Below are 20,668 nucleotides of genomic sequence, written 5' to 3'. Positions count from 1 at the left end.
GGAAAAATACCCGACCTGTCCGGGAGCGGGAGATGCTGCGCACCCTGCTGAAGGTCGAAAAACCCTTTCGCTACCTTCCGGTTGAATTAAATACCATTATGAAAACCCCTGCACCTGCGATGCGGCGTGTAGCGCTTCTCTTTCCCGACACCTACGAAATGGGAATGTCCCATCACGGACTCCAGGTTCTTTACGAGCTGGGCAACCGTATCCCCGACATCTGGGTGGAACGGGCCTTTACACCGTGGCCAGACATGGCAGAGCTCCTCCGGTCCTCCTCGAATCCACCTGTCACCATCGAATCCCGCACACCCCTGGCATCCATGGATGTCCTGGCCTTTTCCCTCATGTCCGAGCTTACCTACACCAATGTCCTCTTCACCCTGGAGATCGCGGGAATCCCCATTCTGGCCCGTGAACGAAATTCCCGCCATCCTCTTGTGGTTGCCGGTGGGGCCTGTACAGCCAACCCCCTCCCCCTTGAACCATCGATCGATGCATTTGCCATCGGGGATGGTGAGATCCTCTGGCCCCGGTTTCTCTCCTCCCTGACGGAAAACTCTCCTTCATCTCGACAGGATCAGCTCAAAAGAATCAGCGAGCTTGATGGATGGTACGTCCCCGGCATCTCCCGCACACCGGTCCGCAGGGTCTTTTTTAAGGATCTGAATCTATCTTCCGTTCCCACATCCACTCTGGTCAGCGCAAGTTCCCTGATTCACGACCGGTACACTGTCGAAATCATGCGCGGCTGTTCCCGGGGTTGTCGTTACTGCCAGGCCGGATACTGGTATCGCCCTCTCCGAGAGCGCAATGTCTCCGCCATTTCGGATGCCATCGTGAAGGGAGTCAAATCCACCGGATCGGCCGAGGTGGGCCTGCTGAGTCTTTCGACTACCGACCATTCAAAAATCGGGGAGATCACGAAAGAGGCCATGGAATATCTTCAACCTCTTTCGATTGGCCTCTCGATCCCATCTTCCCGTCTGGACTCCCTCTATCTTGATCTTCTGACCACACTGGCCGACGGCCGCCGGGGGGGTCTCACCCTTGCTCCGGAAGCAGGGAGTGAACGACTTCGACGGGTGATTAACAAACCCTTTACCGATGAACAGATTCTCAACTCCCTGGAGCTTGCGCGAAGTCGAGGGTGGAGAAGGATCAAGCTCTACTTCATGCTGGGACTTCCCACGGAGACCGAGGATGACATAGCCGCCATCGGTGGCCTGGTCCGCCGGGCCTCTCGCCTGGGTCTCAAGGAAATTGTCGTCCATGCGGGGAATTTCATACCAAAGCCCTGGACACCCTTCCAGTGGTTTCCCTTCGCGGGAGAATCCTTGATCCAGCAGAGACAGCAGATTCTTCGAGAGAGCTGTAGAGGCTCCAGAATTCAGGTCAAGACCGTGGACCCTCGCTTGAGTGCGGTGGAAGCTCTTCTGGCTCGAGGAGATCGCTCCGTATGGAATCAGCTCCTGTCGGCGTATCGTTCCGGTGCGATCTTTGATGCATGGAGTGACCGTTTCAGGGGAGATCTGTGGTCACAGTATATGGACGACCGGCAGAAGGAATGGTTTGAAGGGTGGCAGATCGGGGATCCACTCCCATGGGAGGAGGTGATCGATCCGGGTATCTCCAGGGAGTTTCTCCTTCGTGAGGCTCGCAGGGCATCCGAGGCGATCGTCTCCGACGATTGCCGATTCGGCTGTCTTGGTTGCGGAATTCCCGGCATGCCGGAAGACAACGTACTCGCGGAAGACACACAGCCCCAACCTAAAACGCAAACAAAGGAAGTCAGTCCAACCCAATCCATCCATAACCATCCTGAAGTCTTTCGATACCTTCTCCGGATCACACGGCGAGGCCGTGCCTCCCTCCTTCCTTATCGGGACTATCAGAATTTTATCCTCCGTCTCCTGACCATAGCAGGTATTCCTCTTATCTATGCCGGGAAATTCCATCCCATGCCCAGGGTTCAAAGCACGATGGCTCTTCCTGTGGGTGTCGAAAGCAAGGATGAGTGTTTCGAAATTTTTTGCCCGGAATATGTAGATGAAGTGAGATTCGAATCCGTACCTGCTGTAGAGGGAATAGAGATTCGCTCGATCACCCCCCTGTCTCCAGGATCGCCTCCCCTTTCCAGGAGGGTCGCCGGGTATGTCTTTTCCCTCACCCCCCCACACCCGGACCTGGTTTCATGTGAACGCTACACAACTCTGCATGGTTCTCGCCGTACCCGGATCACCTTCCACGAATCTCAACCCGCTCTCCGGCGCTTCATGGAATCCCTGCCCGCACATATGGTCCTGCGTAAAGTTCGAACCCTGCTGAACCAATAATCCCACAACCAATCTCTTCCATAATAAGATTTTCTGTTGAAAAAAACAAAAAAAACGGGGAGCCTCACGGCTCCCCGATTGACATCAAATGCGTTGATTAATAGCCCCAGAGGAAGGGACTGTCGGTCACGCCGGCCCAGCCGAGCCATTCCTGCTGGAGGCCGCCGAGAACGGACCAGGCACCCTTGCATACACGGGTTTCGGTCAGGTAGTACTCGAATCCCATTGGAGCCAGACCCGTGAACTCCCATACCTGGGCATAGTCACAGTAGTTGGCCGCATCGGTCGTCGAAGTCACTCTGAACTTCACTGTTGCGTTGGCGGTGGCACCCACATCGGGAAGGGTGATCGGTGACATCAGGGCATCTTCGTTGCCGGTGGAGACGCCGCGGAGGGCAACGCCCCAGGTGGAGAGATAGCCGTCCGTACGGAAGACCCAGTTGAAGGTGTTGATGTCGGTGATCGTGGCGGCAGTGTCCGTCACGTTCACATTGAATTCCCAGGGACCCATCGGATACCAGTAATCATCGGCGGGATCGTAATAGAGTACGCCGCCCTGGTACCAGCCGGAGGGCTGTCCGGTCACCGGAGGAGGCGTCGTGCCGCCGCCACCGGTCGTGTTCGTGCCATCCACATAGATACCGTCGCCGGTTCCGTAGTTGACATTGGTGACAAAGCCGGCAAATTTGCCGCTGTTCGCGGTAAGGCGAAGGCGGCCATTGGTCACACCGGCCCATCCCTGTTCGGTAACATTCCACTGTTTCGCTTCGTACGGCAGAAGGTCGACATTCACGGCGGAACCCACCATGTTGTTGTTTTCATCATACATGGCCATCGTCACGCTTGTCGTGGTTCCCACACCATTCACGAGACCGAAGTTCGTGCGATAGGTGTTGGCGATGTCGTCCACAAAGAGAAGGTCCGTATAGGCCATGGCGCGGCTGGAGGGAGCCACAAAGTTCTCAATCGGCACACCGGCGATGTACTGACCGTAGGTTCCCTCTGTAAGATCTTCAATATTCTTGGGGGTAAATGTTTTGGAGGCAACCACGATGGCCTGGTCCGACATGAAGCGGATGCCACCAGCAAAGATGCCGGCATCATCGTACTCGAACAGGGAAACATAAACGTCTTCGTAGTTAACCGAGCCACCGGCGGGAACTGTAAAGGAAGCCGTGTGGGCTGCGGAGTTGTCCGCATTCCTTACGAGGTCATAGGCGGTGACATTGGCGAGAGCCGAGCCGTTGTTGAAGATGCGAACATCGGTCCGCCAGAAGGTTCCGGCAGCACCGGGTGCGTGGGCGGCCGAAGGAATAAATACCTCGGTACCGGGGGCGGTCCTAAAGGGGGTCGCCGCCAATGCTACTGCAGCCACAAGCCCCATCATGGCGACCAGAAAGAGAACTTTCCTCATATAACTCCTCCTTGAAGTTTGTAGTGTTTATGTTTTGTACCACACTTTGGGTTCTAATGCAAGGGGAAGACGGGCGTAACGGGCTCGCTCCCCGCCAGCACCCTCCGAACATTTTCACAGGCCAGGTCGGCCATCGCGGTTCTCGTCTCCAGTGTTGCACTCCCCAGATGGGGAAGCAGAACAACATTGTCCAGTCCTGTCAGGCCCGGAAATAACCGGGGCTCTTCTTCATAGACATCCAGGCCCGCAGCTCGAAGGTGACCTGAATTCAGTACCCTGACCAGTTCGGCTTCATCCACAACGGGGCCCCGTGATGTGTTAATCAGAATGGATCCCCCTTTCATCCTGCGCAGAGCCATACCGTCGACGAGGTGGTACGTCTCCGGTGTCAGGGGGAGATGCAGGGACAGAATATCGCAGGTTGACAGGAGTTCGGGGAGAGGCAGGTAGCGGACCTGCAGTTCTTTTTCCGCGGAAGGATCGAGACGGGCCCGGTTAAAATAGACAATCGACAGGCCAAACCCCCTTGCCCTTCGAGCCACCGCCTGTCCGATCCGCCCCATGCCGGCGATTCCAAGGGTTTTGCCCTTCATTTCCATTCCCAGGAGAAGATCCGGAAGCCATCCGGAAAACTGTCCGGCCCGCACCATACCGTCCCCCTCCACAATTCTCCGGGCACAGGCAAGAATCAGCGCGAGGGTGAGATCAGCCGTGGCTTCTGTGAGAACATCGGGCGTATTGGTCACCCAGATGCGTCTTTCCCGGGCAAATTCAATATCAATGTTGTTATAGCCAACCGCATAGTTCGCAATAATTTTCAAAGAGGGCGCACTCTCAATCACCTCTCGATCGATGGTGTCCGCAAGGAGACAGATAAGGGCGTCCACATCCAGGAGGTACCCTGTAAAATCCAGACGCTGACGTTCAGCAGGAGACAGGATGGTCAGGGTGTGGTTTTGCGCGAGGGTTTCGGTTCCTGCTCCGGGAAGGGGGTGGGTGATGAGAATTCGGGCCATAGTTCTCCTCCTTCTTTGAGTAATTGGAGCAGGGCTTCGTCCAGTTTTCCTCCAGGCCGTTCGATGAACCTTGCAAAAAGAACTCCATCTTTCATGAAATCTGCGACAGGAACTCTGGGCAGAACCATCCCCGATTCGGTGACTTTGTCCCGATCCACAAGATGGATCGGGATATTCTCCACCGGATAACCGGCACAGGACAGAATCGCAAGGATTCTTGGAACTTCCCGCTCCGAGTCACTGCACCAGGTGCCCAGGTAGATGGTCACCTCAAGATTCTCGACCAGAGGAGAAAGCGCGGCACATGATTCGGGCTCCGGCTGATAGGATTGACAGGAATGGGCCCACTCCGGATAGCTTGCAGAAAAAGTACTCCACGTCATCATGGTGGCTGCCATCAGGATAGTGAGGACCATCAGGCACCCTCTTCGAGCCTTCGAGCCAGAACATCGGGCAGGCCCGCATCGCGAATCGACTTCTGGGCAGTCGCAATAGGATAGGCAACCCTCTGGATCATCAGGCTGTTGCGCTTATCGTCCAGAATCGCGAAGGCTGCCATTGGATTTCGATCCCTGGGCTGTCCGACACTCCCGGGATTGATCAGGTAACGGGAATGGGGATCCAGCTTTAACCGGAATGTGGACTCTCTGGGAAACGTAATGGAAATCCCCTCTGAGCTGAGGTTGAACACCATGGGTATGTGCGTATGTCCAAAAAGAATAATTCTCTGCGGAAAGGCTTGAAAAACACGATACGCATCATAATCGGTAAAGAGATACTCATCTTCATCCATGGGGCTTCCGTGACAGATGAGAAGCTCTTTGGAAACGGAGGCAGGGCCCCTTGGAACGGCCTTAAGAAAGGTCAGGTTTTCAGCGGATAACGCGCGTCGTGTCCAGGCTATGGCAGAAAGGGCGGTAATATTAAAATAGGCCCCATGTTCCAATCCAGCCGCAACCTTGTCGTGATTTCCCCTCACACTCTGTTTTTTCCCCTTCAGCAATCGAACCGCTGTCACGACTTCATTACAGTCTGCCCCATACCCCACGAGGTCACCAAGAATCAGGGTGCGGTTATAGTAATGCCTGCGCGTACTTTCCAGAACAGCATTCAGTGCCGGGATATTGGAATGGATGTCGGACAGGATCAGATATCTCATGATTCCTGCTCTCTGCGACGCTCTGCCCGTACGGCCAAAAGGATCAGACCTGCGAATCCGATCCAGACCAATCCTGCCATTATAAAAAAGATAACGCAATCAAAGATCACGAAGCCTCCGGGCAAGGGTGCGATTTAATAATCCCAGGACTGCGAGGACTACACTCCATTGTAGCAGGCAAGTTCCCAGGGAAAAAGGCCGGAGTGGATTCCACCATGTCTCTCGCTCAAATTCGGTAATAGACAGATAAAACCACCATCCAATCAGTAAGAACCATTGTGCGGGAAGGAGAATCGCCCACAGCTTCCAGATTCCCTTTTTGATATGGATATCATTTCCTGGATGACGATCCATCAGACTGTGGATAAAAGCGACACCCCGCTTCAGGAGGAGAAAGATAAAGAAACCGCCGCTCAGGATGAGACCTAACCCCCATACCCAGTCCTGATTATCAAAGATTTGTAATGAAAGACTGGAGGGGAGTCCAAACAGAAAGCCGAATCCAACCACTGCGATCACTGCAGTCCTGCGCGAATAGCCGAGATCGGAAAGGCTGGAGACTCCAAGTTGGATCATCGCCGTCAGAGAGGAGTAGGCCGCCAGAGTCAGCGCGATAAAAAAGAGCATCATAAACAAGGCCCCAAAGGGCATTACCTCAAAGATTCGGGGGAGGACAATAAAAGTCAAACCGACATTCCCTTCGGCAAGCATGCCGTCAACCTGCGCCGGGGGAACCAGGGCAAAGATCGCAGGAATGATGGCCAGCGCTGCGAGAAGCGAAGCAGAGTTGTTTCCCAGACCGGTAAGGATTGTGGTGAGGGTGATATCTTCCCGTTCCCGCAGATAGATGGCATAGACTAAAATCAGCCCCCAGCCCGCCCCGGTTGACCATGCAGATTGTGAGAGTGCTTCCAGCCAGACCCGGTGATCGAGAAAACGCCCCGGATCTATATGTCCCAGAAAGGCAATACCCTGGACGGAACCCGGCAGGGTGACCGAGCGAAGAGCCAGAAGCGCCAGCAGGATAAAAAGGCCGGGTACAAATATTTTGTTCAGCCGTTCCACACCGTGAAGGATTCCCCGGGACACAACCCATCCGCAAAAAACAAGGCTGACCGCATGAAAGAGGAGAGGCCATCCGGAATCTGCAAAAAGCTCCCAGAAACCCCTTGGATCCGCCATGATGGAAGGACTTTGAAACATTGATCCGACGGTATAGCGCAGGCACCAGCCGGACATGACACTGTAATAAGCCATGATCAGCGTGGTACAGAGGGCGACAAATCCTCCCATCCAGGTATATTTCTTCCCCAGGACCGCACCAAAGGCTCCTGCCGGAGCTTTCCTGGCATCCTTTCCCAGGGCAAATTCCATCAGGAGGAGGGGTATGGACCACGTAAAGAGAAAAATGAGCCAGGCGACGATAAAGGTACCGCCTCCGTACTTGGCGGCAATTCGGGGAAATCTCCAGATATTCCCCGTTCCTACCGCCATACCCAGGGAAGCAATGATAACCGCCCATCGATTGGAAAATCGTTCACTCACCAGTTCCAGACTCCCCTTATCATTGCAGCCATACTGGCGCCAGCCCCTATCACAGTTTCAAAGTTGGACCGATCGATACCGCCAATGGCTATAATTGGCTTTCCTCGTCCGGCTGCGTACCGGAGCAGATCCATACCAACCGGGGATTCATCTTTCTTAATCGGCGAAGCAAAAACCGGACCGATGGCAACATAATCCACATGGGGATCGGCAAGCGCATGATCGACTTCCGTTCGGCTACTGCAGGATTGCCCGATGATCCATTCCTCATTCAGCTTGCGGACGGCACAGGGAGGCAGATCATCCTGACCGACATGGACTCCATCGGCCTGGACCAGCAGGGCCACATCGGCCCGGTCATTGATAAGTACCCGAGCGCCAGCCCGGTGCGCTTCCCTGCATGCACACACAGCATCGTCAATCCAGCGGGAAACCGGAATTTCCTTTTCTCTGATTTGAATCCTTTGAATTCCCATTTCCAAAAAATAGAGGATCTGATCGGTAAGGGATCGATCCGTTAACGTAAGAGGCGTCGTGATCGCGTAGAGAAGAGCCTCAGAGGTATCGCTGGAGGAAATGGGTAGAAAGTTTTCCCTTTTGGAAATCACGGTCATCCAGAATTTTCGTATAGAGCGGAATGGTTGTGGAAACGCCTTCAAGGATAAAAGAAGTCAGCGCACGTCTGGCTCGGAGCAAACTCTCTTCACGGTTTCTGCCCCTTAAAATTAACTTTGCGATAAGAGAATCGTAGGTGGGTGGTATGCGATAGCCGGGATAGATGTGGGTGTCCACCCGCACTCCCGGTCCACCCGGGAAAATCACCTGTTGAACAGTTCCGGGACAGGGGGTAAATTTAACGGGATCTTCGGCATTGATCCTGAACTCAATGGCATGACCGTTCATAATCACATCATTCTGTGAAAAGGAAAGAGGCATGTCTGCAGCAATCTGGATCTGTTCCTTCACCAGATCAAACCCCGTCACCTCTTCCGTCACCGGATGTTCAACCTGAATTCGGGTATTCATTTCCATAAAGTAGAAATTCTTCCTGGCGTCGAGGAGAAATTCAACCGTACCGGCTCCTATATAGTTGCAGGCTGAAGCAAGCTTTACGGCCGCATCCCCCATCTTCTTTCGAATTGCTGGTGTAAGCGCAGGAGATGGAGATTCCTCAATCAATTTCTGGTGTCTTCGCTGAATCGAACATTCCCTTTCTCCCAGGTGGAGGATCTTCCCGTTTCGATCGGCCAGGATCTGGATCTCAATGTGCCGGGGTTCTTCCAGGTATGTTTCGATATACATCCTGCCGTCTCCAAATGCCAGCTCTGCTTCCTGGGAGGCAGTGGCAAATGTTGTGGCGAGATCAGTCTTATCCCGTACGATCCGCATTCCACGACCTCCGCCACCGGCCGCGGCCTTCAGGATAATGGGATAACCGATTTTCTGAGCAATTTTTCCCGCTTCCTGAATATTGGAGACAGGATCCAGGGTCCCCGGAAGAATCGGAACACCAGCCTTTTTGGCAAGGTTTCTTGCTGAGATTTTGTCCCCCATCTTGTGCATGACATCTACGGTTGGCCCGATAAAAATAATGTTGCAGTCATTGCAGATTTCTACAAAATGGGGGTTCTCAGCAAGAAATCCATAGCCGGGATGAATCGCATCGACACCTTTAACCTCGGCGGCGGAAATGATCGCCGTGTAATTCAGGTAACTCTGCTGGGAAGGAGGGGGACCGATGCAGACCGATTCATCCGCGAGTCTGACGTGGAGTGCATCTCGATCGATTTCACTGTAGACCGCCACGGTGGAAATACCCAGTTCCCTGCACGCATGTATGATGCGGACAGCTATTTCACCCCGGTTGGCGATCAGGATTTTTGAAAACACTTATTCGGATTTAATGGCGAAAAGTTTCTGGCCGAATTCGACGGATTCCCCGTTTTTCGGGAATACATTCACAATTTCACCCTTGAAATCACACTCGATTTCGTTCATCAGCTTCATGGCTTCAATGATGCAGAGAATTGAGCCTTCTTCCACATGGGATCCAATTTCAACAAAGGGATCGGCACCCGGCTTGGGAGCGCGATAAAAGGTTCCAACCATGGGAGCGGTAATATAGTGCAGACCTTCCGGCTCCTCTGCCTCGAGGTGGGGGCGAGCCATCGTGGTAACTTCAATGGTCCCCTGCGGAACGGTAAGACTCGCGCCTGCCGTATTATGGGATGAGAGAGTACCCTGTACCTTAACCCGGACACCAGCATGTTCAACTTCCACCAGAGGTATGCCCTTATCAGCCACGAGCTGAATGAGCTCGCAAATTTCCTTGAAATTCAAGACATTTCCTCTTTAAGACGAAGTGCAGCCCGCAGAAGCTTGAATCGGATCTTCCCCAGGATCGCAGGCCGCTGAATCATCGCCAGAATAAAGTATTCCGTGGTGACTCCGTGCAGGACTGTAGCAGAATGGGGTGTATAAATCACCATGTGATTTACAGTGTCCCCGTCGATGGTGCTTGAGGTACTGCGGATCGTCTTTAAAAAGGTGGTCAACTCTGCGGCCATGCTGTCAAGGTCAGGAGTGCCCTCAAGATTGACGGCGGCAATGGCGATTCCGTCCAATCCTACGAGGGAAACCCCCAGGATTCCCTCAAGACCAGTGCAGGCATCGCGCAGTATCGATTCAAATTCCATGGTTCACCCTCCCTGCTGGTATTTTGAGAGGTACGTCTTCAAAGCCTGCACCTTTCTCTCCCTGGGGGAGAGTTTGGGTCTGAGCATTTCCTCAAGGAGCAGAATCTTATCCTCTACTTCCGGGTTACCCGGGTTCATTGCGCGCAATCTTTTGTAGTTCTTGATTGATTCCACCAGGTCGCCACTGGCATGGTAGGAGCTTGCAGCCAGCCGCATGGCCACCAGATTTTCAGGATCAGATTGAATAACTTCCTGACAAAGTTCAATCACCCGCGTATGGTTCCCACCGGAATGGTGGATCTTCGCCAGAGCGATTTTCGCCGAAAGATACCGGGGAAACATGGTCAGGCATCGATCCAGGGTCTGAACCGCCTCCTCAATCTGGTTTCCCTGCCGAAATAGATCCGCGAGCTGCAGAAAGACCCGCGGCTGGGGCTGAGTTTCAAGGGTTTCTTTCAGTTCTTGAATCAGATCCTGCATGGTTCAATTATACCAGAAAAAAAACCGCCCACCGTAAGGGGCGGGCGGTTCGGTCGAACATCGATGGATCACGGATTGACCGTAATGATCCTGGAGCAGGAACTGCTTCCTCCAGCATTGGTGACGGTCAGTGTAACCGTATAGGTTCCAGCTGCAGCATAGATATTCGAGGGATTCTGTACATTGGAGGTATTGCCATCTCCAAAATCCCAGTTCCAGGTATCTACACAGCCATTGGAGGTATCCAGGAAGGACACGCCACCACCGGCAGTCGGGCTTGCTGGTGTAAAGTTGAAACCACAGGTGGGAGCATCGATCCTGCAGCTTGTATCGGTGGGAATGTAGAAGAATGCATTCTGCAGTTCATCAGAACATCCCGTGAAGATGTTATAAACACCGATGTCTACAGGCGTATTGATGTACTGCTCTCCCTGGCAGGCTCCCACCGTGCATTCCTGAGTATCGTAGCTGTCGGAGAAGACGGGGACTTCGGCCTGAATGGAGGTAGAGGAATTAAAGATTGCGGGACGTTCGACATCTCCAAAGGTAACGCGCATGGGATCGTTGAAATTTTGTCCCGTGATCGTAATCACATCCCCTTCCTGTCCTGCGCTCGGGGAAATCGATGTGATATAGACTTTGGGTACCTTGTAGATAAAATCTCCGCTTGAATCTGCGTTGAAACCGCATTCAATATTTGTGATACTTACTTTTCCTGCGAAATCGCTGCATTTACCCGCCGGGTCATAGGTTCCCGCACGGACAACCACTTCCGTCTCGGTCACCGATATGGGGAAAGCTGCAACTTCGGCAAGAGATACGGCGACCGGTTCGTCAAACCCATGGCCATAGATGGTTACAATGTCACCACCTGCATAGAGGGCTTGCCCTGGACCAAATGCCGTTATGATCGGTACTTCACCATAGTGGAAACAGCAGTAGCTATCTTCCGTGCCCCAGGCAAGGTTGCGAACCTTGATGTTGACGTCATCGTTACAGTTTTCGATTCCCATATCGTAGGCGTTTGGAGAAAGTACCGTAACAAAACCAGCCTGACAATCCTGAACGGCGCCCGGAACATTATTGAAAAAGACCTGAACGTTTGGACAGCCGAATCCCTCCCCGAAGATGGTCACAAGGGTCTGCCCGTCGTTCGGTCCCATCACGGGATCGATTCCTGTAATACTGGGTACATCGATGGTGTGCAGGAAGGTAAAACCACCCGTAACTGTGAAAACTTCTTCCAGCTCGGTTCCGGCTCTGCGCGTAACAAAGACGTCCACAAGCAGATCCGCAGTGGGAGCCGGAAGCTCAAATACCGGAAGGTTGACGGTAATCGATGTGAGGGTCTTTTCTACAACTTCTCCAAACCGGCCTCCAAAGGACACGGTAACGGGATCGACAAATCCGACTCCCGAAATGGTAATGGCTTCACCGGTCTGCGGTGATCCGGCATTGGGCACAATCTTTGTCACAAAAAAGACATCTTCTTCAAATGTGACGGTTATTTTTGCCGTTGCCGTTTTGATCATGGCCGTTACCGTGGCATCACCGGCAGTATCTGAATAAAGAGTTACGGTCGCGACACCATTTTCAGCGATCTTATTGATACTGCTCAGTCCGTTTTCAAGAAAAAGGCCCAGGTTCGAGCTGAACAGAATCGTTTCACCGTTAAGCGGATTGCCGTTTTTCCTGATTACCGCCGTAATGACTGTCGCGCCACCCGCCATAGATGGATCGGGATCGGCCGAGAGGCTGGTAAAGGTATACGTATCTCCAGACGGCGTGGTAGGGCTGCCCGAAGATGGCGTCTTCTCACCGTCTGTGCATCCAAAGGTGAGGAGGATGAACGAGAGAAGAAGGACGAGGGATATCTTGGTTCTCATGGACTCCTCCTACTTCGTTCCACCGTAAAAAAAGTGGACGAACGATAAGGTATGTTTTGCCGTGATGTCCTTTCCATTGGCCGTACGGCCGTAGAAAGTGATCTCGGCATCACAATCGACATAGGGCTTCAGAGTTTCCGGGTCCAGACCGCCGTTCCAGGGGAAGAGCTGATCAAAGGGAGGAAGGGATGGCTGGTCCGGATACATCAGGGGAATATTATCGATACTGGTCGTCTGCCCGGCCTCCACAACATGATAGATGGAGATGGAGAATGGATCCGGAGTCACAGTACCACCATCGGCACGTTTCCAGTTTACGACCATCCTGGTCAGGGTAACATCCTGGAGGTTGGAGAGGCTTGCATCGGGGTTCTTGGGGTAGGATGTAATATCAATGCTGATCAGGGTAGGGAGGTCCGTGGCAATATCAACATAATAGTGCATACCATCATTTGTCACCGTAGTCAGCAGGTAGACATCCGTGTCCGTCTTCTCCTGATCGGTGCACCCGACTAATCCCAAGAGGACGATGAGGGATAAGGCCCAGATAAGGGTGCGATTTCTCATATCAACCTCCTAAAGGTTCTTAACGATTCGCGGCGAGATGAAAATCAGAAGCTCATCGTGCCGCTTTTCGTTGGCATGATTCTTGAACAGGTTGCCCAGGATGGGGATTCGATGGAGGAAGGGAACCCTGTTTTTACTGATGTTATCCGTAATCTGGTAAATACCTCCCAGAACGGTGGTTCCACCATCCCGGACCATGACCTGAGTATTGGCCTGACGTGTGGACAGGGGAGCATTCTGACCGCCTGTTACGGTCAAACCCGTTAGGGGTTCACGCTTCTGGACATCGATTTTCATCACGATTGTGCCTTCAGCCGTAATTTGCGGAGTGACATTCAGGCGAAGCGTTGCGTCAATGTACTGGACCGTTGTGGTGTTGTTGGCAGTGGTCTGTACGGGAATCTGAACACCGCTCTGAATCATGGCCGCAAGGTTGTCCTGGGTCATGATGCGCGGAGCGGAGACAATTTTGACCAGACCGTCACTTTCCGCAGCCGTGAGGGCCACATCCAGATTAAAGGATCCCAGGATATTTCCAAACGTCATGGACAGAAGAGGATTACCCGAGGGAAGGGCGACACTGCCGGCAATGTCGTACGTGTTCGGGAACCGGATTCCCGTTGTATTTCCGTAATAGGGATCCGCAATCGCCTGAAAACCCCAGTCGATACCCAGTCTCTGTACGAAGTTCTTTGTGGTTTCTACGATTCTGGCCTCAATCACAACCTGAGGCGTTGAAATATCCAACTTTTCGATCAGCTTGAGAACAGGGGGAATGTATTCTTCAAGATCGCGGATGATGAGCATGTTGGTTCGGTCATCCACGTTTATCGTTCCCCGCTTGGACAGAAGCGGGTTAAGGTTCCCCTGAATCTCCTGGGCCGTTGCATAGCTGAGCCGTTTCAGAACCATCTGGAGAGGTTTATTCAGCTCCTGCTCTTCCCTGATTCTGCGCTTTTCCTGAGCCTCCTGGGCCAGTTTGGCAGCTTTGGCAATTCGAAGAACATTGTTTTCCAGAACGCTTGACAGGCCATTGATCTTCAGAATGAGATCGAGGGCCTGATCCCAGGGAACATCAATGAGATTTACAGTCACGCGCCCGGACACTTCGGGATCCATGACAATGTTGATGCCCAGGTATTCACTGAAAGTCGTGATGACGTCACGGATGTCCGCATCTTTCAGCCTCAGAGTAATGGGCTCACCGGCATACACGACTTCTTCCGCCGGGATATCCTGAGTCTGATAGATATCGGAGGAATATCCCTGGGGTTCAGGAACGGGAATGGGCAGAGGCGCCGCTTCCACCGGAACACTTTCGCCGTGAGTCCGCAAAGATGCGAGCATCAGGTCTCCGTCAGTATCCAGGTCCACAGGATAGGAGCGGTCCGTTTCAATGACCACCCGTGTAATCGGTTCGGGATCCATTTTAAACTGTGCGATTCGAATCCTCTGAACCTCATCCTGATTGATGAAATACGAAGGATGCGGACAGGCATTGACCGTTCCCGGGAAATCCATAACGATTCTGGAAGGATTTTGAAGATACTCGATCTCCGGTTCGGGGAGATGTTGCCCTCTGATTTTCAAAACGGGCTCGTCCGCCCAGCTCAATGTCAGGTCTGTCAGGATCGAGCGGGTCGGGCTGTCAAAGGCAATCACAAGGTTACTCTTCTCACTTCGAACCTGATAATCCGTTCCAACCGGAATGGGAATCTCGAGAACCGTGCTGCTGGATCGGGATTCAATGGTGATAGGTTCAGAGAGGCCATTCACTCTGACCGTGTCGCCAAGTGCAGTTCCGACATGAACATCCGGAAGTTCCACGACAAAGTGAGCAGGATCCTTCTGGTAGGACGTGTAAATAAGAGTGTCGGATGCCTGGATCACAAGGTCAAACCCTTTCGAGGTTTCCCGTGTCGTGATCGTCTGGAGTTCAATGGCGGATGCCCAGGCCGCGAGCGAGAACGCTAAAATGGCGATAATCGTGAAAAGCGTAGGCTTTCTCATTTGGACCTCCCCTGAGACTTTTCTTCAAAGAGGGATCTGACCACTTCTCGAAATGGTTTAATCCGCGTGGGATCATTAACTTTCTGGCGAAAGATCACAGTTTTATCATCTACGCTGAGGACTTCTCCGTCTCGAAGAGAATCCCCCTCTTTAATCCAGTACACGCTTCCATCCTTACCCTGAACTTCGGCAAGCCATTCTCCCTTAATCTGCCAGATTCCCTGAATGTCGATTTCTTCAATCATCAGGCAACCGATGGTGTTTTCCTCGCAATCAGAATGGGTAATTCCCACCTTGCCTTTTACAAGGGACAGGAAGGGATCGCGACGTCCACCCGGATCGTAGGAATAGGTATCCACTTCTTCCGCAGGCGGGGCGATAGATTCTTCCTCGGCCTCCTGAGCCAGGAGCGCGGGCGTCAGCCCGACAAGGAGAATTACAAGAGTCAAAAGGGTGACGAGCGTTCTCATTTCTTACCTCCCTTTTTTCCCTTGGCGGGTTTATCTGCTGAACTTTCCTTTTCTTCCATGTAGATATAGGTCACCATTGAAAAGGTCGCATTAATCGTGTTCACAGTCTGGTTGCTGACCGACCGGATATTCATGGAAGCGATATTGACAATGCGCGGGAAGGTCCTCAGCTTATCGAAGAATAGAGCCAGGTTATGGTAAGTTCCTTCCACGTTCACATCGATAGGCCATTCCGCATAAAAACCCTTGGATTGGATGTTCTTCGGGATAAAGCTCTTCAGGTCAAAATCACCCTGGTCGGCGAGAGACTTGATTTTCTTAATGATATTATGCGTTTCCTTACTCGAAGGAAGAATCTGAACGAGCTGTTCAAGCTGCTTCTCCAGTTTTGCAACTTCCTCACGAAACTTTGGAAGTTCTCTCTGGGCAGCCTGGGCTTCAGATAATTTTTTCTGCCGGTCCTGGAGCTTGTTCTGAAGGCTTCGTATGTCCTTCTGCATATTTTTGAAGACCATCATCTGGAGAGCAACAACGATGGCCACTCCAATGAAAAGCCCGATGGCGGCTCCAATGTACCAGGGTTTACCCTTAAGATCGAACTCAAGACCCATTGCCGACCTCCTTCTGACCCTCAGATGCTTTCGCCGGGTTGAAGGTAAATCCAAAGTTGCAGGAGAAGGTGTAGTATTCCTTCTGCTCCCTGATTTCCTTCAATGTGGGCTCAGAGAAGTATGGAGAATCATCCACGTTTTTCAGAAATTCGGCGACCTCATTCGGATTGAGGGCGCCTCCTCTTATGGTTATGGTGTTACTCTTCAGCTCAAGCTGGTCAAACCAGAGATATTCCGGAACTTTCTGGGAAATTTCATCCATGATATGCACGGGACCCTTCTGGTTGGCCTTGAGATCCTGAATAAGGTCCAGCTTTTTCTGGAGGAGATCCTTCCTTTTCTTGAATCGTTCCACTTCCTCGAGAATCGGTTTCAGACGCTCGAGTTCGGCTTCGGCTTCCTTAATTCTGAGGTTCAGGTTCTTCTTCTCCGAATTCAGCGTCCACCAGCGAAATCCCGAGACCAGGAGGCCTACGACGATGAGAGAGATGAGAGCGATATTTGCCAGATTATCTCCCTTTCCGACGGAAACGGCCTCAAACCTTCGAGTCGGTTGTTGAGCTTCCGGGAGCAGGTTGATTTTTATCATGGATTAATCCCCCACTTCTCGAATGGCCAGGCCAACGGAAACCCCAAGGTGTGGTGCGAGATCATTCAGCCATTCGGGATCGAACTTGCTCTCATCGTAGGAAACTTCCTTGAGCGGATTCATGATCTCGACGCCGATTCCAAGTCTCTCCTGCATGAGCGTCACGAGATTCACCGTCTTGGAAGCTCCCCCCGCAAGGTAGAGGTGGTTGATGTCACCCTGGCCGAGGCTCTGCTGGAAAAAGTCGAGGGTCTTTCGAAGCTCCTGTACGAGCTCCTCCGTAACCGTGTTACAGATGGGAATCACGTTTTCGTGGGTAAAGCCTTCAATCTTCTCGCCCTTTTTCAGGGCTTCGGCCTGATCCCAGCTCAATCCCATCTCCCTCATGATTGCCTCGGTATACTGGTTTCCACCAAAACTGATGTCACGCCAGAACACGCTCTCTCCGGAGATGATGATGTTCACATTCATGATGTTGGCCCCGATATTTACGAGCGCCATATTGGCATCGGGACCAAGACCATAATTCATCTCAAAGGAATTCTGGAGGGCGAAGGCGTCGACATCCACCAGAACAACCGTTTTTCCGGCCTGGATTGCAGATCCGGTGTAGTCCGTCACCTTATCCTTCTTGGCGACGACCAGCAGTACCGCCATGTTCTGTCCATCCGGTTCATCTCCGAGGGGCGTATAACTCAGGTTGACATCGTTGATGTCAAAGGGAATATATTGCTCGGCTTCCCACTGAATTGATTCCGCCAGCTCCTCAGGAGACATGATGGGCAGAGTAATCCGCTTAATAATGACGGCATGCCCCGAGATGGAGATCCCCACACTCTGGTTTTTCACACCTAACTGGTTAAAGAGCTGAGAGATGGAATCTACGACAAGCGAAGAATCCATGATGGCGCCGTCGACGATGGCCTCCGGCGCCAGGGGGGCGATTCCAACTTTATCCAGGTGGTACCGGTCCCCTTTTCGTCTAAGCTCGACCAGTTTGAGCGTGGAGGATCCCAGATCCAAACCGACAATACCCTTGCTCTTCTTTTTAAAGATCATAGTCACCACCAGATAAATCTAAGTTTCCCAGGCGTTTATCCATAATTACTTAATGCTAAACTTTAAGTTAGCACAAGAAATCAAGGTTGTCAAGTGGGGGACGAATGCTTCATCCATGTGAAATCGGCATCCCCTTGGATTGAGGATAGAAAAGACGGCATAAACAAAGGTGTGACGATCCACATCGCTTTTTTGCTTCCGATTCATTTCCACGTATTGAATCAGGTTAAAGTGAGAAAAAACTATCAATCGGGACGACATCGGGAATCCATGATTTGTAAATAGAGTTGGAAGGTGCTTCATTCCTTTTCGTTGAAAATCGAATATAGCGATCCTGGATCCAAACCTTGACAAACTCATTATAGATTTTGACTGGATCGATATGCGCGGCACACACAATATGTAGGCATTGCAAAAAAATGAAACTCAATATATTGAGCATGAAAACCGGCTCGCTCATTTCTCCGTCTTTCGCTTGATGGGAGAACCAACCTGTGCTACAATCTGCGCCCTATGGCACATGTCTGTGATATTTGCGGGAAACGTCCCGTAGCGGGAAATGCGATCAGCCACGCCCATAATCTGACTCGAAGGCGCTGGAAACCGAATATCCAGAAGCTCCGGGTGGAATGGAACGGCGGCAAGCGCCGCATGAACGTATGTATGCGCTGCCTCCGTTCGGGCAAGGTTAAAAAGATCGTTGCGTAGGGTTTCTCTTCCCTTCGCCCGCCCTCGATACGTCCACGACCCCTTTCATCTGTAACAGCCTTCCTCGAAGGCTCAGGTAGTCGTTTATATGGCGCACGAACAGCATAAAGGACAACAGCGCACGTCCCGGTGAAATCAGTCTCCGCTGAATTTCACTGACCCCAAGACCAAAAGCCAGACACTCCCGGGTAAGATCCGGAGAGGACAGGAAGGGCTCCTCGACCTGGACCATAATCCGGGCCCGGAACCGTCCCGTCCTTCCCGGCAGCCAGGAGGCCGGATACAGTGTGTCGCTCCGCAGGGATGCGCATGAGGATCGATGGATAACAATTCCTCGTGTCCGCGTTACCTGGGCCTGAATCGAATCCCCCGGCAACGGAAAGCAGCAGCCGGCATACCGGACATCGAGACCGTCCTCGCCACCAACCAGGACCCGGTTGTCTTCATGAATCCTCGTAACCGGGGGAAGCTCCTCTGTCAGGCTTTCTTCGGCAGGGAGCCATGGTTCAAGGATTCGCTCGAGGTCGGCGCGCTCCTGCCCCAGCGCGATAAAGAGATCCACCTCTCTGGAGTACCCTCTGTGGCGGAGTGCGTCCAGAAAGGGTTCACTGTTCAAAATCTGGCGGCTGTCCAGGCCATGCAGACGGACAAATCGTTCAAAGATCTTCTGACCTGTCTCTTCTGCCCTCTTTCGCTCTTCCTGCTGGAGCGCCTTTCGGATTTTCCCTCTTGCCGAAGCCGTAACCACCATGGAAAGCCAGTCACGTGAGGGCCGATGCTTCGGATGCGTCAGGATGGTGACAACATCCCCGGTTTTCAATTCGGTCGCAAGCGGCACCATTCTGTCATGGACCAGGGCTCCCGATGTCCGATGCCCGACGTCCGTGTGGATACGGTAGGCAAAATCAAGGATGGTCGCACCTCTGGGAAGCGCAATGATGTCTCGCCCCGGCGTAAGAACGAAGATCTCTTCCTCCCGGAGAGACGTACGGATCGCATCCATGGAATCGGTTTCCTGGGCCAGTTCCTTCAGCCTCTGGATCCAGAGAAGCTCCCTCTGCACGTCCCGCAATCCGGATCGGGCAGTCTTGTAGAGGGCGTGAGCGGCCACACCCGATTCAGCGATCCGATGCATCGATTGCGTACGAATCTGGACTTCAAAGGGGAGGTTGTCCTCCGACAGCAGAATGGTGTGAAGTGACTGATACCCATTGGGTTTTGGCCGGGAAATATAGTCCTTCACCCTACCCGGTGCAGCCTTCCATGCATCATGAAGGAGAGAGAGGCACCGGTAACACTCGTCCTCACTCTGTGTGACGACCCGGAAGGCAAAGATATCATGGAGCCTCTGAAGGTCGTATCCCTTTCGTTCCATTTTCGAAAAAATGCTGTAGAGATGTTTCATCCTGGCCTGGACGGTGACACCGAGTCCCGCACCTCCAAGCTTTTTGAGAATTTTTCTTCTCGTACGCACGATAAAGGCACGGGCCCTGGGCTTCGCACGTTCAAGATCCGACGCAATGCGAGCCGATGCCTTTGGATGAAGTTCTGCAAAAGATAAATCCTCAAGTTCCGCCATCACACTCCACATGCCCAGCCGGTTGGCGATGGGAGCATAGATGTGCAGCGTCTCCTCCGCGATTCTTTTCCGACTTTCAGAATCCAGGGATGCCAGTGTGCGCATGTTGTGAAGCCGGTCACTCAATTTGACCAGCATGACCCGGAGATCCTCCGCCATGGCCAGGATCATCTTTCGAAAGCTTAGAATCTGCTGCTGATCCGGACGACTCAGGTTGTACATTCCGATTTTGGTAACCCCTTCCACCAGGCCGCTTACCGTTGAGCCAAACCGGTCCTGCAGTGCCTCGACAGTCACCCCGCAATCCTCAATCACGTCGTGAAGAAGTCCTGCCGCAACGGTTTCATGGTCCAGCCCCATGGACGCAAGCGTCGAAGCCACCTGAACCGGATGGGTGATATAGGGTTCCCCTGACTTTCGTTTCTGGCCCGAGTGAGCCCGGGCCGAGAAATCAAAAGCGGCCCGGATCATTTCCAGGCCGCCTTCATCTTGATTATGTTGACGGTACGTTTCGAGTACTCTGTCGAGTTGTATGGATCCCTG

Annotated in this window: 20 protein-coding genes; 2 read left to right on the top strand and 18 right to left on the bottom strand. The window is 52.6% G+C overall.

All coding sequences use genetic code 11. The features are described 5' to 3' along the window. The first annotated feature begins 32 nt into the window (after positions 1–32). Complete coding sequence (locus PLD04_10065) at positions 33–2,336, top strand: TIGR03960 family B12-binding radical SAM protein (GenBank protein ID HXK68678.1); 2,304 nt, start codon at positions 33–35, stop codon at positions 2,334–2,336. A gap of 97 nt (positions 2,337–2,433) precedes the next feature. On the opposite strand, the gene PLD04_10060 is transcribed toward PLD04_10065, so the two are convergent. The 17 genes from PLD04_10060 to pilM all read right to left on the bottom strand — a co-directional run bounded on the left by PLD04_10060 (position 2,434) and on the right by pilM (position 17,838). Further along, positions 2,434–3,750 (bottom strand): hypothetical protein, encoded by a 1,317-nt coding sequence (locus PLD04_10060; GenBank protein HXK68677.1) that lies wholly within the window; start codon positions 3,748–3,750, stop codon positions 2,434–2,436. A gap of 53 nt (positions 3,751–3,803) precedes the next feature. Then, a complete protein-coding gene (locus PLD04_10055) occupies positions 3,804–4,766 on the bottom strand; it encodes a D-glycerate dehydrogenase (protein ID HXK68676.1) in 963 nt (320 codons plus the stop codon). Next, complete coding sequence (locus PLD04_10050; GenBank protein HXK68675.1) at positions 4,694–5,182, bottom strand: hypothetical protein; 489 nt, start codon at positions 5,180–5,182, stop codon at positions 4,694–4,696. The genes PLD04_10055 and PLD04_10050 overlap by 73 nt, the downstream gene beginning before the upstream one ends. Beyond that, positions 5,182–5,925, bottom strand: a complete 744-nt coding sequence (locus PLD04_10045) for a metallophosphoesterase family protein (GenBank protein HXK68674.1) — start codon at positions 5,923–5,925, stop codon at positions 5,182–5,184. The genes PLD04_10050 and PLD04_10045 overlap by 1 nt, the downstream gene beginning before the upstream one ends. A 99-nt stretch (positions 5,926–6,024) precedes the next feature. After that, the gene (locus PLD04_10040; GenBank protein HXK68673.1) at positions 6,025–7,470 is read right to left on the bottom strand and encodes a sodium-dependent transporter; all 1,446 of its coding nucleotides are present in this window, start codon (positions 7,468–7,470) and stop codon (positions 6,025–6,027) included. Continuing rightward, entirely contained in the window at positions 7,467–8,078 is a 612-nt protein-coding gene (gene thiE / locus PLD04_10035; protein ID HXK68672.1) for a thiamine phosphate synthase, read from the bottom strand. The genes PLD04_10040 and thiE overlap by 4 nt, the downstream gene beginning before the upstream one ends. Next, complete coding sequence (accC, locus tag PLD04_10030; protein ID HXK68671.1) at positions 8,026–9,360, bottom strand: acetyl-CoA carboxylase biotin carboxylase subunit; 1,335 nt, start codon at positions 9,358–9,360, stop codon at positions 8,026–8,028. Before accC ends, thiE begins: the two co-directional genes overlap by 53 nt. Then, positions 9,361–9,810 (bottom strand): acetyl-CoA carboxylase biotin carboxyl carrier protein, encoded by a 450-nt coding sequence (gene accB / locus PLD04_10025; GenBank protein ID HXK68670.1) that lies wholly within the window; start codon positions 9,808–9,810, stop codon positions 9,361–9,363. It abuts the gene before it with no gap. Further along, on the bottom strand, positions 9,807–10,166 hold the full coding sequence (locus PLD04_10020; GenBank protein HXK68669.1) for a roadblock/LC7 domain-containing protein: 360 nt from the start codon (positions 10,164–10,166) through the stop codon (positions 9,807–9,809). The genes accB and PLD04_10020 overlap by 4 nt, the downstream gene beginning before the upstream one ends. A gap of 3 nt (positions 10,167–10,169) precedes the next feature. Continuing rightward, positions 10,170–10,646 (bottom strand): tetratricopeptide repeat protein, encoded by a 477-nt coding sequence (locus PLD04_10015; GenBank protein HXK68668.1) that lies wholly within the window; start codon positions 10,644–10,646, stop codon positions 10,170–10,172. Between the two features lie 68 nt (positions 10,647–10,714). Continuing rightward, positions 10,715–12,532: an IPT/TIG domain-containing protein gene (locus tag PLD04_10010; GenBank protein HXK68667.1), complete on the bottom strand. Its 1,818-nt coding sequence runs from the start codon at positions 12,530–12,532 to the stop codon at positions 10,715–10,717. Between the two features lie 9 nt (positions 12,533–12,541). After that, on the bottom strand, positions 12,542–13,099 hold the full coding sequence (locus tag PLD04_10005) for a hypothetical protein (GenBank protein ID HXK68666.1): 558 nt from the start codon (positions 13,097–13,099) through the stop codon (positions 12,542–12,544). 9 nt (positions 13,100–13,108) lie between these two features. Beyond that, positions 13,109–15,109, bottom strand: coding sequence for a type IV pilus secretin PilQ (pilQ, locus tag PLD04_10000; GenBank protein HXK68665.1), 2,001 nt, complete (start codon positions 15,107–15,109; stop codon positions 13,109–13,111). Continuing rightward, complete coding sequence (locus tag PLD04_09995; GenBank protein ID HXK68664.1) at positions 15,106–15,579, bottom strand: hypothetical protein; 474 nt, start codon at positions 15,577–15,579, stop codon at positions 15,106–15,108. The genes pilQ and PLD04_09995 overlap by 4 nt, the downstream gene beginning before the upstream one ends. Continuing rightward, positions 15,576–16,190: a type 4a pilus biogenesis protein PilO gene (gene pilO / locus PLD04_09990; protein HXK68663.1), complete on the bottom strand. Its 615-nt coding sequence runs from the start codon at positions 16,188–16,190 to the stop codon at positions 15,576–15,578. The genes PLD04_09995 and pilO overlap by 4 nt, the downstream gene beginning before the upstream one ends. Continuing rightward, the gene (locus PLD04_09985; protein HXK68662.1) at positions 16,180–16,779 is read right to left on the bottom strand and encodes a PilN domain-containing protein; all 600 of its coding nucleotides are present in this window, start codon (positions 16,777–16,779) and stop codon (positions 16,180–16,182) included. The genes pilO and PLD04_09985 overlap by 11 nt, the downstream gene beginning before the upstream one ends. Positions 16,780–16,782: 3 nt before the next feature. Next, positions 16,783–17,838, bottom strand: coding sequence for a type IV pilus assembly protein PilM (gene pilM / locus PLD04_09980; protein ID HXK68661.1), 1,056 nt, complete (start codon positions 17,836–17,838; stop codon positions 16,783–16,785). Between the two features lie 513 nt (positions 17,839–18,351). Here pilM and rpmB point away from each other — a divergent pair. Continuing rightward, the gene (gene rpmB, locus PLD04_09975; protein ID HXK68660.1) at positions 18,352–18,546 is read left to right on the top strand and encodes a 50S ribosomal protein L28; all 195 of its coding nucleotides are present in this window, start codon (positions 18,352–18,354) and stop codon (positions 18,544–18,546) included. On the opposite strand, the gene PLD04_09970 is transcribed toward rpmB, so the two are convergent. Further along, the gene (locus PLD04_09970) at positions 18,527–20,596 is read right to left on the bottom strand and encodes a RelA/SpoT family protein (protein ID HXK68659.1); all 2,070 of its coding nucleotides are present in this window, start codon (positions 20,594–20,596) and stop codon (positions 18,527–18,529) included. The two genes, rpmB and PLD04_09970, sit on opposite strands and share 20 nt — an antisense overlap. Positions 20,597–20,668 lie beyond the last annotated feature (72 nt).

It is taken from the genome of Thermoanaerobaculia bacterium (genome assembly GCA_035593605.1).
Lineage (GTDB): Bacteria > Acidobacteriota > Thermoanaerobaculia > UBA2201 > DAOSWS01 > DAOSWS01.
The sequence above is the reverse complement of the archived record's forward strand: the minus strand, read 5'-3'. Positions and strand labels throughout refer to the sequence as shown.